The 11,607-nt window shown below is 58.3% G+C and carries 12 protein-coding genes and 1 pseudogene; 9 read left to right on the top strand and 4 right to left on the bottom strand.

Features of this window, described 5'->3' with window-relative positions; genetic code table 11:
• The 4 genes and pseudogenes from ACIOWE_RS21115 to ACIOWE_RS21100 form a co-directional block, all read left to right on the top strand.
• A pseudogene (locus ACIOWE_RS21115) lies at positions 1-622 on the top strand (amino acid ABC transporter substrate-binding protein); the annotation flags it as partial.
• A 66-nt stretch (positions 623-688) separates the two neighbouring features.
• Positions 689-1,870: an amino acid ABC transporter permease gene (locus ACIOWE_RS21110; protein ID WP_401395382.1), complete on the top strand. Its 1,182-nt coding sequence runs from the start codon at positions 689-691 to the stop codon at positions 1,868-1,870.
• 10 nt (positions 1,871-1,880) lie between these two features.
• Complete coding sequence (locus ACIOWE_RS21105; protein WP_201235112.1) at positions 1,881-2,975, top strand: amino acid ABC transporter permease; 1,095 nt, start codon at positions 1,881-1,883, stop codon at positions 2,973-2,975.
• A 13-nt stretch (positions 2,976-2,988) separates the two neighbouring features.
• Positions 2,989-3,753, top strand: coding sequence for an amino acid ABC transporter ATP-binding protein (locus ACIOWE_RS21100; protein ID WP_008080191.1), 765 nt, complete (start codon positions 2,989-2,991; stop codon positions 3,751-3,753).
• A gap of 53 nt (positions 3,754-3,806) precedes the next feature.
• On the opposite strand, the gene ACIOWE_RS21095 is transcribed toward ACIOWE_RS21100, so the two are convergent.
• Together ACIOWE_RS21095 and ACIOWE_RS21090 are read right to left on the bottom strand one after the other, a co-directional pair.
• Positions 3,807-4,292, bottom strand: coding sequence for a type II TA system antitoxin MqsA family protein (locus ACIOWE_RS21095; protein WP_401395379.1), 486 nt, complete (start codon positions 4,290-4,292; stop codon positions 3,807-3,809).
• Positions 4,289-4,600 (bottom strand): type II toxin-antitoxin system MqsR family toxin, encoded by a 312-nt coding sequence (locus ACIOWE_RS21090; RefSeq protein WP_401395376.1) that lies wholly within the window; start codon positions 4,598-4,600, stop codon positions 4,289-4,291. The genes ACIOWE_RS21095 and ACIOWE_RS21090 overlap by 4 nt, the downstream gene beginning before the upstream one ends.
• 166 nt (positions 4,601-4,766) lie before the next feature.
• On the opposite strand from ACIOWE_RS21090, the gene ACIOWE_RS21085 reads away from it, so the two are divergent.
• From ACIOWE_RS21085 to ACIOWE_RS21065, 5 genes are all read left to right on the top strand, one after another.
• Positions 4,767-5,426: a FadR/GntR family transcriptional regulator gene (locus ACIOWE_RS21085; RefSeq protein ID WP_401395373.1), complete on the top strand. Its 660-nt coding sequence runs from the start codon at positions 4,767-4,769 to the stop codon at positions 5,424-5,426.
• A complete protein-coding gene (locus ACIOWE_RS21080) occupies positions 5,416-6,708 on the top strand; it encodes a CynX/NimT family MFS transporter (RefSeq protein WP_401395370.1) in 1,293 nt (430 codons plus the stop codon). The genes ACIOWE_RS21085 and ACIOWE_RS21080 overlap by 11 nt, the downstream gene beginning before the upstream one ends.
• 1,145 nt (positions 6,709-7,853) lie before the next feature.
• Complete coding sequence (locus tag ACIOWE_RS21075) at positions 7,854-8,324, top strand: nuclear transport factor 2 family protein (protein WP_401395368.1); 471 nt, start codon at positions 7,854-7,856, stop codon at positions 8,322-8,324.
• A gap of 39 nt (positions 8,325-8,363) precedes the next feature.
• Positions 8,364-8,666 carry a GIY-YIG nuclease family protein gene (locus ACIOWE_RS21070; protein WP_008083651.1) on the top strand — a complete coding sequence of 101 codons (303 nt, stop codon included), beginning with the start codon at positions 8,364-8,366 and terminating at the stop codon, positions 8,664-8,666.
• An 84-nt stretch (positions 8,667-8,750) separates the two neighbouring features.
• Positions 8,751-9,686 (top strand): glutathione S-transferase family protein, encoded by a 936-nt coding sequence (locus ACIOWE_RS21065; RefSeq protein ID WP_401395365.1) that lies wholly within the window; start codon positions 8,751-8,753, stop codon positions 9,684-9,686.
• A 145-nt stretch (positions 9,687-9,831) separates the two neighbouring features.
• Here ACIOWE_RS21065 and ACIOWE_RS21060 read toward each other — a convergent pair whose 3' ends face one another.
• Positions 9,832-10,182: a glutaredoxin family protein gene (locus ACIOWE_RS21060; protein WP_034154584.1), complete on the bottom strand. Its 351-nt coding sequence runs from the start codon at positions 10,180-10,182 to the stop codon at positions 9,832-9,834.
• Entirely contained in the window at positions 10,182-11,186 is a 1,005-nt protein-coding gene (gene yejK / locus ACIOWE_RS21055) for a nucleoid-associated protein YejK (protein WP_007909053.1), read from the bottom strand. Before yejK ends, ACIOWE_RS21060 begins: the two co-directional genes overlap by 1 nt.
• Positions 11,187-11,607 lie beyond the last annotated feature (421 nt).

Genomic DNA, 11,607 nt, shown 5'->3' with positions numbered 1-11,607 from the left:
GCGGGGCGTGAAGAGGGCCACAGCGCTGGCCGGTGCAACCAGCTGCATCCAGGCCGGTACCACCACCGAACTGAACGTTTCCGACTACTTCCGCGGTAACGGTCTGAAATACACCCCGATCACTTTCGACACCTCCGATGAAAGCGCCAAGTCGCTGGAATCCGGTCGTTGCGACGTGCTGACCTCGGACAAATCGCAACTGTTCGCCCAGCGCAGCAAACTGGCTTCGCCGAAGGACTACGTGGTTCTGCCGGAAACCATTTCCAAAGAGCCGCTGGGTCCGGTCGTGCGTAACGGCGACGACGAGTGGCTGGCGATCATTCGCTGGGTTGGCTACGCCATGCTCAACGCTGAAGAAGCCGGCATTACCTCGAAAAACGTTGAAGCAGAAGCCAAGTCGACCAAGAACCCGGACGTTGCTCGTCTGCTCGGCGGTGACGGCGAATACGGCAAGGATCTGAAACTGCCGAAAGACTGGGTTGTGCAGATCGTCAAGCAAGTCGGCAACTACGGTGAAGTGTTCGAGAAAAACCTCGGCAAGAGCACTCCGCTGGAAATCGACCGCGGCCTGAACGCGCTGTGGAACGCTGGCGGCATTCAATACGCACCACCAGTGCGCTAATGGTTCTATCGCCCGGCGGGCCAACCGCCGGGTGATGTTCTTGTTCCATTAATTCCGGGGCACTTCATGCAAAAATCAATCGGCGCACCAAAGCAGAGGCTCAGCCTCAGCGATCCACGAGTGCGTGCGTGGCTATTCCAGATCATCACCGTTGTCGCGGTGGTCTCGCTGGGCTGGTACTTGTTCGACAACACGCAAACCAACCTTCAGCACCGGGGCATTACTTCCGGTTTCGGCTTTCTGGAGCGCAGTGCCGGGTTCGGCATCGCTCAACACCTGATCGACTACACCGAAGCGGACAGCTATGCCCGCGTCTTTGTCATCGGTCTGCTCAACACACTGTTGGTGACAGTGATCGGCGTGATTCTGGCGACGATTCTCGGCTTCATCATCGGCGTGGCGCGGCTGTCGCAGAACTGGATCATCAGCAAACTGGCGACGGTGTACGTGGAAGTCTTCCGCAACATTCCGCCGCTGCTGCAAATCCTGTTCTGGTACTTCGCGGTATTCCTGACCATGCCGGGGCCGCGCAACAGCCATAACTTCGGCGATACCTTCTTCGTCAGCAGCCGTGGCCTGAACATGCCAGCGGCGTTGGCGGCTGATGGCTTCTGGGCTTTTTTCGGCAGCGTCGTGGTGGCGATCATCGCTACCGTGCTGATGTGCCGCTGGGCCAACAAGCGCTTTGAAGAAACCGGCGTACCGTTCCACAAGTTCTGGACCGGGCTGGCGATCATGTTGCTGATCCCGTCCTTGTGTGCACTGATCTTCGGCGCACCGCTGCATTGGGAAATGCCCAAGTTGCAGGGCTTCAACTTCGTCGGTGGCTGGGTGCTGATCCCGGAACTGCTCGCGCTGACCCTGGCCCTTACTGTTTACACGGCAGCGTTTATCGCCGAGATCGTTCGTTCGGGGATCAAGTCGGTCAGCCACGGCCAGACCGAAGCGGCGCGTTCCCTGGGCCTGCGCAACGGCCCGACCCTGCGCAAGGTAATCATCCCGCAAGCCCTGCGCGTGATCATTCCGCCGCTGACCAGCCAATACCTCAACCTGGCGAAAAACTCCTCGCTGGCGGCCGGTATCGGTTATCCGGAAATGGTGTCGCTGTTCGCTGGCACGGTACTCAACCAGACCGGTCAGGCGATCGAGGTGATTGCCATCACCATGAGCGTGTACCTGGCGATCAGTATCAGCATTTCCCTGCTGATGAACTGGTACAACAAGCGCATTGCGCTGATCGAGCGGTAAGGAAAAGCGCATGAGTACTCATACTTTCAAACCCGACATGCCGCCGCCGGCCAAGGTCTTCGGTCCGATGGCGTGGATACGCGCGAACATGTTCTCCAGCTGGCTCAACACCCTGCTGACGCTGTTTGCGTTCTATCTGATCTATCTCGTGGTGCCACCGATCCTCAGTTGGGCAATCCTCGATGCCAACTGGGTCGGCACCACTCGCGCCGACTGCACCAAGGACGGCGCCTGCTGGGTGTTCATTCAGCAACGGTTCGGCCAGTTCATGTACGGCTACTACCCGCCGGAACTGCGCTGGCGCGTGGACCTGACCGTGTGGCTGGCGGTCCTCGGCGCAGCGCCATTGTTCATCTCGCGTGTGCCGCATAAAGCGATCTACGGGCTGAGCTTCCTGGTGCTGTACCCGATCATTGCATTCATCCTGCTGCACGGCGGCTTCGGCCTGACCAACGTGGCGACCAGCCAATGGGGCGGCCTGATGCTGACTCTGGTGATCGCCACGGTTGGTATCGCCGGTGCCTTGCCGCTGGGGATTGTGCTGGCGCTGGGACGGCGCTCGAACATGCCGGCGATTCGCGTGGTCTGCGTGACCTTCATCGAGTTCTGGCGCGGCGTGCCGTTGATCACGGTGCTGTTCATGTCCTCGGTGATGCTGCCGCTGTTCCTGCCCGAAGGCATGAACTTCGACAAGCTGCTGCGGGCGCTGATCGGCGTGATCCTGTTCCAGTCGGCCTATGTGGCAGAGGTGGTACGCGGCGGTCTGCAAGCGATCCCCAAAGGTCAGTACGAAGCGGCGGCGGCTATGGGGCTCGGTTACTGGCGTTCAATGGGCCTGGTGATTCTGCCGCAAGCCCTGAAGCTGGTAATTCCCGGCATCGTCAACACGTTCATTGCGCTGTTCAAGGACACCAGTCTGGTGATCATCATCGGTTTGTTTGACCTGCTCAACAGCGTCAAGCAAGCCGCTGCCGATCCGAAATGGCTGGGCATGGCCACCGAAGGCTACGTGTTCGCCGCCCTGGTGTTCTGGATTTTCTGTTTTGGTATGTCGCGCTATTCCATGCATCTGGAACGCAAGCTCGACACTGGCCACAAGCGTTAGGAGTTCTCTGTAAATGAGCGAAGCAATCAAAAAGCCAGTGGGCCCCGAAGGCATTATTCAGATGCAGGGCGTCAACAAGTGGTACGGCCAGTTCCACGTACTGAAAGACATCAACCTCAACGTCAAACAGGGCGAACGTATCGTCCTGTGCGGCCCGTCGGGTTCCGGCAAATCGACGACGATCCGTTGCCTCAATCGTCTGGAAGAACACCAGCAGGGTCGCATTGTCGTAGACGGTGTGGAACTGACCAACGACCTCAAGCAGATCGAAGCGATCCGCCGCGAAGTCGGCATGGTGTTCCAGCACTTCAACCTGTTCCCGCACCTGACCATTTTGCAGAACTGCACCCTGGCGCCGATGTGGGTGCGTAAGATGCCCAAGCGCAAGGCCGAGGAAATCGCCATGCATTACCTGGAGCGCGTACGCATTCCGGAGCAGGCGCACAAATTCCCGGGGCAACTGTCCGGCGGTCAGCAGCAGCGTGTGGCGATTGCCCGCGCACTGTGCATGAAACCGAAAATCATGCTGTTCGATGAGCCGACTTCAGCGCTCGATCCGGAAATGGTGAAGGAAGTGCTCGACACCATGATCGGTCTGGCGGAAGACGGCATGACCATGCTCTGCGTGACTCACGAAATGGGCTTCGCCCGCACCGTGGCCAATCGCGTGATCTTCATGGACAAGGGCGAAATCGTCGAGCAGGCGGCGCCGAATGACTTCTTCGATAATCCGCAGAATGAGCGGACGAAGTTGTTCCTGAGCCAGATTTTGCATTGATGGTTGATGGGTAAAAACCAACCCGGCCTTGTGCCGGGTTGTTTTTTTGTGGGTCAGGACACAGAAAGCGTTTCGTGTTCTTTGTGCTCGGTATATTTGAACGCGCCCCGCAAATCCGCCCCTTCACCCAGGATTTTCGCGTCGGCGAGCAAATGAGGGTAACGATCCAACAAACGCATGAGCAGCATCAGCGCTTTCGGTGGAAGTACTTCGCCGCGCTCATAGCGGGAAAAAGCATTGTGTCCGCCCCCTGAAAGCAATTGCACCGTTTCCTTTTGCGTCAGGTGCAGTTTGCGACGGATTTTTTTCATTTCGTTACCTACCATTTTTCGACATGCGATAACGAGTTCATCGCATGCGTCCGAATACCGCTGCCCGCACTCTTCATCCAGCTCGATCTCACCGCACTTCTGGCACTCCCAACCCGACAAATCGTCGATGCGCCGCTCCATTCCCTTAGCGCTCACGGTTTCGCCTCGACCGTTGAAATGCACCATGCCTTCCAGGGCGCCACAACTGACACACTGTTGCGTGTTCATGAATGGTTCTCCTTGAAAGAGATCACGGGGGGGCGCCTGTCGCAGTGATATGACACCTTGATGTAGATCTCCAAACCATGTGATTGGATGTGATAGACGTCTTGCCAAATACGGTGATCGTTATAAGTCGTCATTGATTTGTACAACATGCTGCGCTGCAGTTTGAGAATGATTTCTTGCATCTCCTCAAGAGACAGTTCGAGTGCAGTCCCTGTTTTTCTCGCCGTGTGCGTGAATGCCCTCCAGCCGAGTCTCCTGACATCCGCCTTGATCACCGCCAAGTCGTAATGGGGTGTGTTCTTCTCCATAAGAAACCAAAACCCTGTCCCTGAAATTACCCTTAAAGGGTAATTTTGACCAATCGAAAATGCCGCTCCATGTGTCTCCGATTGACCCTAGGTGGTTGCCGTCCTACACGGGTCTGACTAACATGTCAGAAAATTCATCCTATGATTGGATGAAAGGGCGAATCCTATGTCAGAAACTTCTCCACTTATTAAACGATCCCTGGTCGACCAGGCCTTGGATCAACTACGTCAGCGCATCAACAGCGGTACTTGGCAGGTTGGCGAGCGTTTGCCGACCGAACCCGAGCTGTGCGCCGAGCTGGGCATCAGCCGCAACACCGTGCGCGAGGCTATGCGCGTGTTGGCGTTTTCCGGGTTGATCGAGATTCGCCAGGGCGACGGCAGTTACTTGCGCGCGCTGGTCGACCCGCTGGACACGCTCAAGGCGTTGTCCCGCTGCTCGCTGGATCAGGCGCGGGAAACCCGGCACATCCTCGAAGTCGAGGCCATTGGTCTGGCGGCCTTGCGCCGCACCGATGAGGACCTCGCCGCATTGCGTGAGGCGCTCGGGACCAGCGGCAGCCACTACCACGGCGATCTCGACACCTACATCGCTTGCGATCTGGTGTTCCATCGTCGTTTGGTCGACGCCGCGCACAACCCGACCCTCAGCGAGCTGTATCGCTATTTCTCCAGCATTGTCGGCGGGCAATTGCGCCAGACCCTGAACATCGTCCCGCGCCGTCAGGAAGTGTTCGACCTGCACATCGACTTGCTCGATGCGGTCGAACAACGCGACCCGGAACGGGCCAAAGCCTTGTCGAGGCAGTTGATCAATGAACCTTGAAACCGAGAAATCCATGTCCCGCAACGAGATATCCACACCCCCGAAGCTTGAAGAGCTGCTGATCGATGCCGAGGCCGATGACGAGCAGGTGCAACAAAGCCACCCGCTGGTGCGCCGTCCGTGGCTGCTGCTGTTGGGGCTGATTCTGGTGGCGCTGAACCTGCGTCCGGCACTGTCGAGCATGGCGCCGCTGCTCAGTGAAGTGTCGAAAAGTCTCGGGCTGTCCGCCGCTCAGGCCGGATTGCTGACCACGCTGCCGGTGCTTTGCCTGGGGCTGTTCGCCCCGCTGGCGCCGATTCTGGCGCGGCGTTTCGGTGCCGAGCGCGTGGTACTGGGCATTCTGCTGACCCTCGCTGGCGGCATTATCCTGCGCAGCAACTTTGGTGAGATCGGCCTGTTTGCCGGCAGCGTCCTGGGGGGCGCGAGCATCGGCATCATCGGCGTATTGCTGCCGGGCATCGTCAAACGCGACTTTGCCAAACACGCCGGCACCATGACCGGTGTCTACACCATGGCCTTGTGTCTGGGCGCGGCCATGGCGGCGGGTTCGAGCGTGCCGCTGAGCGAGCATTTCGATCACAGCTGGGCCATGGGGCTCGGTTTTTGGGTGATTCCGGCGCTGGTGGCGGCGCTGTTCTGGCTGCCGCAAATCGGGCAGAAACACGGTGCACACAATGTTGCTTATCGCGTGCGCGGTCTGCTGCGTGATCCGCTGGCCTGGCAAGTGACCTTGTACATGGGCCTGCAATCGTCGCTGGCCTACATCGTGTTTGGCTGGTTGCCGTCGATCCTGATCGGTCGTGGTCTGACGCCGACTCAAGCGGGTCTGGTGCTGTCCGGCTCGGTGATCATCCAGCTCGCCAGTTCGCTCGCGGCACCGTGGCTGGCGACACGCGGCAAGGATCAGCGTCTGGCAATCGTCGTGGTGATGGCGCTGACCCTCGGCGGTCTGTTCGGTTGCCTGTACGCGCCAATCGAAGGCCTGTGGGGCTGGGCGATTCTGCTGGGTCTGGGGCAGGGCGGTACGTTCAGCCTGGCGCTGACCCTGATCGTGCTGCGTTCGCGGGATTCGCATGTTGCGGCGAACCTGTCGAGCATGTCGCAAGGCTTTGGCTACACGCTGGCATCGATGGGGCCGTTCGCGGTTGGCATCGTGCACGACTGGACCGGTGGCTGGAATGCGGTGGGCTGGATCTTCGGCATTATTGGTGCCGGTGCGATCATTGCCGGGCTTGGTGCGGGAAGAGCACTGTATGTACAGGTGCTAAGCGAAAAATCATGAAGCAAGCGATCTCAAAGCGGAGCGCGTTCGAAACTGCACGCGTCAGATTCGTGTAAGAGTGCAGCGGTTTGATCCCCTTGCGCAGGACAGCGTGCGCAAGGGAGGAACGGGCATTCATCTGTTTAATTCAAACCTAGAAGCACCATCAACTTTGGTGTGCCGTATATCGTCAGGCAAATAACAACGGGTATGGCGATCAGTTGCAGGTGTTTTTTCTGGATGATCGGGCCACACTTAAAGTTGATGGCATAAGCGACACCCTTGATCAACAGTATCAGAATCAAGCCAAAAATTATGGAAACAGCGATTTGCATGGTCGAATTGATTCCAGACAATTTTTCGAGAGTGCGGGCTCTGGAGTTCTTCAGGTGCGATGACCCTGGACATTTCCAGTCCCGCACATTTTTTAAGGGCCTGCTGTTTATGAGCCGGTCAGTCGTCCAGTATTTCCGGTGACCACACCGCCACCGAAACCGACGCCCGCCATGCCCAAGGTACGGCCTATGCCGGCAGGGCCCATTATGGCTCCGGTCATAGCTCCAACCCCTACAGCGGCTGCAAACTCCCCGCCTTTGAATGTGCCTCCTCCGAGCAGGCTCCCAGCGTATGCCGTAGCACCTGCCAAGCCTCCGCCTACAGCACCAGGAACACCAAAAGCGCCGCCGATGGCTTCGGCTTCTTCCAGTGTGATTTCACGCATCCTTACTTCTCCTGCGGGGGTTTATATAAAGAGCAATTGGGCGAATTGATGTTCGTCCAATCAGGGTTAAACCTGCTGTGCAGAAATTTATGTTGAGTAGTTTGATGTACGTGGCGTCAAGTGGCAGTAGTAATTGTACAAAGTGAGTATAAAGTGTTTGGTCGCGCATAACGATGTAAGCGTTCCATTAGCTGGTCGTGGCTGTGCAAGTCAAGTGGTGAGAGCATTCACCAATTACCGGCATACGCCTCTCGTGTCGGGACCCATTGGTTATTGGTCAGAAGGAGCATAATTATTTTGCTTTGTAATGGTTTCCGGCGGTGACGTTTAATACCAGTGAGCTGCGTTTCGTTTGTTAGCGGTATTCGAAATGCGAATGCCGATAGTGTTTCGGGACGTTGCAGATTATCGTGATGGCCATCTGTACATTTCCCGGAGACTGTCCATGAGTGAAGCCCACGCCGCGTTGATCACCCGCTTCTACCAAGCCTTCCAGCGTCTCGATGCCGAAGGCATGGCCGCGTGCTACACCGATGACGTGGTCTTCAGCGATCCGGCCTTCGGCGAATTGCGCGGCCGTGATGCCGGCGACATGTGGCGCATGCTCACGACCCGGGCAAAAGACTTCTCGCTGACCTTCGACAACGTCCGCGCCGACGAGCGCAGCGGCGGCGCCCATTGGGTGGCGACTTATCTGTTCAGCCAGACCGGCAACGTCGTTATCAACGATATCCAGGCGCGTTTCGTCTTTCGCGACGGCAAGATCTGCGAGCACCACGACTACTTCGACCTGTGGCGCTGGTCGCGTCAGGCCCTGGGTTTCAAAGGCCTGCTGCTCGGCTGGACGCCGCTGGTGCGCAACGCCGTGCGGGCGCAGGCACTGAAGGGACTGAAGGCATTTCAGGCCGGCCGCTGATAAGATCGCGACCTGTTTCCTACACGCCTTGATCCCAAAGTGACCAGCCTTAGCGAAAAATCTGTCGATGTTGCCGAACCGGTGAGCAAGTCCTGGTTCGTCTACCTCGTTCGTGCGGCCAACGGCTCGTTGTACTGCGGGATCAGCGACGATCCCGTGCGTCGTTTCGCCAAGCACCAGAGTGGCAAGGGTGCGCGCTTCTTCCTTTCCAGCCCCGCCATGGCATTGGTGTACACCGAGCTTTGTCGCGACAAGAGTGACGCCTTGCGCCAGGAACGGCTGATCAAAAAGCTGCGCAAAAGCGCCAAGGAATGCCTGGTCGCGTCTTATCAATCTGACTGATCGGTTCCCATCAGCCAGATCTGTAGGCTGCTAACAAAATGCGCGCTAAGCTGCCGATTCACTATCTGAGCGGCGGAGCCGAGCATGTCCGAGTTGATCCTCCATCATTACCCGACCTCTCCATTTGCCGAGAAGGCCCGCCTGCTGCTGGGGTTCAAGGGCTTGTCCTGGCGCTCGGTGCATATCTCGCCGGTGATGCCGAAACCTGATCTGACGGCGCTGACGGGCGGCTACCGCAAAACGCCGGTGCTGCAGATCGGCGCCGATATCTACTGCGACACTTCGTTGATCGCGCGACGTCTGGAGCAGGAAAAGGCGCTGCCGTCGTTCTTTCCAGAAGGTCAGGAAATGATTACCGCGAGTTTCGCGACCTGGGTCGACTCCGTGGTGTTCCAGCATGCCGTCAGCCTGGTGTTTCAGCCTGAATCGGTGGCGGTGCGTTTCGGCAAGTTACCGCCGGAAGCAATCAAAGCGTTCTTGGCTGATCGCGCCGGACTGTTCAGCGGTGGCAGTGCAACCCGATTGTCTGCCGAGCAGGCCAAGCACCAATGGCCGACGATCATGGCCCGTCTGGAGCAGCAGCTACAGCGCGAGCAGGGTGACTTCCTGTTTGGTGAGCCGTCGATTGCCGACTTTGCGCTGGCGCACCCACTGTGGTTCCTCAAGGCGACCCATGTGACCGCACCGCTGGTGGACGACTATCCAGCAGTCGCCGCGTGGCTGGGGCGCGTGTTGGGCTTTGGGCATGGCGCGGCAAGCGCGATGACGTCCGAGGAGGCGCTGGAGGTGGCGCGCAACGCTACACCAGCAGCCCTGCCGGATGAGCAGTTCGTTGATCCGAACGGCTTCAAGGCTGGGCAGCAAGTGGCGATTGCCGCGACCGATTACGGCGTGGATCCGGTGGTGGGTGAGTTGGTGTTTGCCGGTCGCGAGGAGTTGATCCTGCGCCGTGAAGACGAGCGTGGCGGCGTGGTGCATGTGCACTTCCCGCGCTTTGGTTTCCGTATCGAAGCCAAATAACGGATACACACAACACCTGTGGCGAGGGAGCTTGCTCCCGCTCGACTGCGCAGCAGTCGTAAACCTGCGAACGTGTTCTCGCCCTGAAAAGCGGGGGCGCTTCGCACCCCAGCGGGAGCAAGCTCCCTCGCCACAGGGGAGTGCGTTACTTGAGGGCAGCGAGGATCTCGTCCGGATCAAATCCGCGAATCAACGTGCCGTTGACGTCGATCAACGGGATACCGCGTCCACCCAGTGCTTCATACGCCTTGCGCGCTTCGGCATCCTTCTCGATATCGAACTCCTTGAACGGAATCCCCTTGCTGTCGAGAAAACGCTTGGTCTGCTTGCAGTAGCCACACCAGTCGGTGGCATACAGCACGACATTGGCCTGCGCCCGCGTCTGCTCCGCGACCATCTGTGACGGATTGAACACCCGCTCGATCTTGCCCCAGTTCTGATAGACCACCACAACCAGCAGAACCAGCGCGACTTTCTTCAGCACATTGCCGAGCATCAGTTGCGTCGCTTCAGCTGATCGGTGAGCGAGGTCGGCAGGCCTTTGATCACGAGGGTGCCAGCCTCTTCGTCGTACTCGATTTTCGAGCCCAGCAGATGCGCTTCGAAGCTGATCGACAGGCCTTCGGCGCGGCCGGTGAAACGACGGAACTGGTTGAGCGTGCGCTTATCCGCCGGAATCTCTGGCGACAGACCGTAGTCCTTGTTGCGGATGTGATCGTAGAAGGCTTTCGGGCGCTCCTCGTCGATCAGCTCCGAGAGCTCTTCCAGGCCCATCGGCTCGCCGAGCTTGGCCTGGCTGCTGGCGTAATCCACCAAGGTCTTGGTTTTCTCGCGGGCGGATTCTTCCGGCAGGTCTTCGCTTTCGACGAAGTCGCTGAAAGCCTTGAGCAGGGTGCGGGTCTCGCCTGGACCGTCGACGCCTTCCTGGCAGCCGATGAAGTCGCGGAAATACTCCGAAACCTTCTTGCCGTTCTTGCCCTTGATGAATGAAATGTACTGCTTGGACTGCTTGTTGTTCTGCCACTCGGAAACGTTGATCCGTGCCGCAAGGTGCAACTGACCGAGGTCGAGGTGGCGCGACGGGGTCACGTCCAGCTCATCGGTAACGGCCACGCCTTCGCTGTGATGCAGCAGGGCGATGGCCAGGTAATCGGTCATGCCTTGCTGATAATGGGCGAACAGCACGTGGCCGCCGACCGAGAGGTTCGACTCTTCCATCAGCTTTTGCAGATGCTCGACTGCCACCTTGCTGAACGCGGTGAAGTCTTTGCCGCCCTCCATGTATTCCTTCAGCCAGCCGCTGAACGGGAACGCGCCGGATTCCGGATGGAACAGGCCCCAGGCTTTGCCCTGTTTGGCGTTATAGCTCTCGTTGAGGTCGGCGAGCATGTTCTCGATGGCTGCAGACTCGGCCAGTTCCGTGTCACGGGCGTGCAGAACTGCGGGCGTGCCGTCGGGTTTTTTGTCGATCAGGTGGACGATGCAATGACGGATCGGCATGGGCTTCTCGGCTTTTGGAAGGGAGGAGGGCAGGCTCCCCCGAAAAAGCGCCCAGTGTACCGCAACCACTGGTTTTGGCGGGTGCTGAACGGCAAATCCGGGTCGTGCGGCGGGCCTTATGCAGTTTTTTACCGATTTAGAGCAATAAAGCTGACCAAATGGGTAGCTAGAGGCGGATATTTCCCCGTCTCTGTGCTAGTTTTGCCCGGTCTTACGCGAAGTCACTGCGTTAAGCGTGCAATCAGCATTTGTCAGGTCGAACCAAACCCTGATTTCGGTATCTATAACCCGACTCGTCGTGGTTATCGCCGAGGGTGCCAGATCCAGAAGATCGGGCTCGATGGCTGACACTGCACTCTGCAATCCATATGAATTTGATAGGGAAGGAACACTACATGGCTCTTACTAAAGACCAACTGAT

The sequence above is a fragment of the Pseudomonas sp. NPDC087598 genome (assembly GCF_044743525.1).
GTDB lineage: Bacteria > Pseudomonadota > Gammaproteobacteria > Pseudomonadales > Pseudomonadaceae > Aquipseudomonas.
This window is presented reverse-complemented; position numbering and strand designations above follow the sequence as displayed.

What these genes read in the sequence shown, in the direction of transcription:
- ACIOWE_RS21105 (WP_201235112.1), top strand. Translation starts at nt 1,881, where the DNA reads ATGAGTACTCATACTTTCAAACCCGACATGCCGCCGCCGGCCAAGGTC.
- ACIOWE_RS21100 (WP_008080191.1), top strand. Translation starts at nt 2,989, where the DNA reads ATGAGCGAAGCAATCAAAAAGCCAGTGGGCCCCGAAGGCATTATTCAG.
- ACIOWE_RS21085 (WP_401395373.1), top strand. Translation starts at nt 4,767, where the DNA reads ATGTCAGAAACTTCTCCACTTATTAAACGATCCCTGGTCGACCAGGCC.
- yejK (WP_007909053.1), bottom strand. Translation starts at nt 11,186, where the DNA reads ATGCCGATCCGTCATTGCATCGTCCACCTGATCGACAAAAAACCCGAC.
- ACIOWE_RS21075 (WP_401395368.1), top strand. Translation starts at nt 7,854, where the DNA reads ATGAGTGAAGCCCACGCCGCGTTGATCACCCGCTTCTACCAAGCCTTC.
- ACIOWE_RS21060 (WP_034154584.1), bottom strand. Translation starts at nt 10,182, where the DNA reads ATGCTCGGCAATGTGCTGAAGAAAGTCGCGCTGGTTCTGCTGGTTGTG.
- ACIOWE_RS21110 (WP_401395382.1), top strand. Translation starts at nt 689, where the DNA reads ATGCAAAAATCAATCGGCGCACCAAAGCAGAGGCTCAGCCTCAGCGAT.
- ACIOWE_RS21090 (WP_401395376.1), bottom strand. Translation starts at nt 4,600, where the DNA reads ATGGAGAAGAACACACCCCATTACGACTTGGCGGTGATCAAGGCGGAT.
- ACIOWE_RS21065 (WP_401395365.1), top strand. Translation starts at nt 8,751, where the DNA reads ATGTCCGAGTTGATCCTCCATCATTACCCGACCTCTCCATTTGCCGAG.
- ACIOWE_RS21080 (WP_401395370.1), top strand. Translation starts at nt 5,416, where the DNA reads ATGAACCTTGAAACCGAGAAATCCATGTCCCGCAACGAGATATCCACA.
- ACIOWE_RS21095 (WP_401395379.1), bottom strand. Translation starts at nt 4,292, where the DNA reads ATGAACACGCAACAGTGTGTCAGTTGTGGCGCCCTGGAAGGCATGGTG.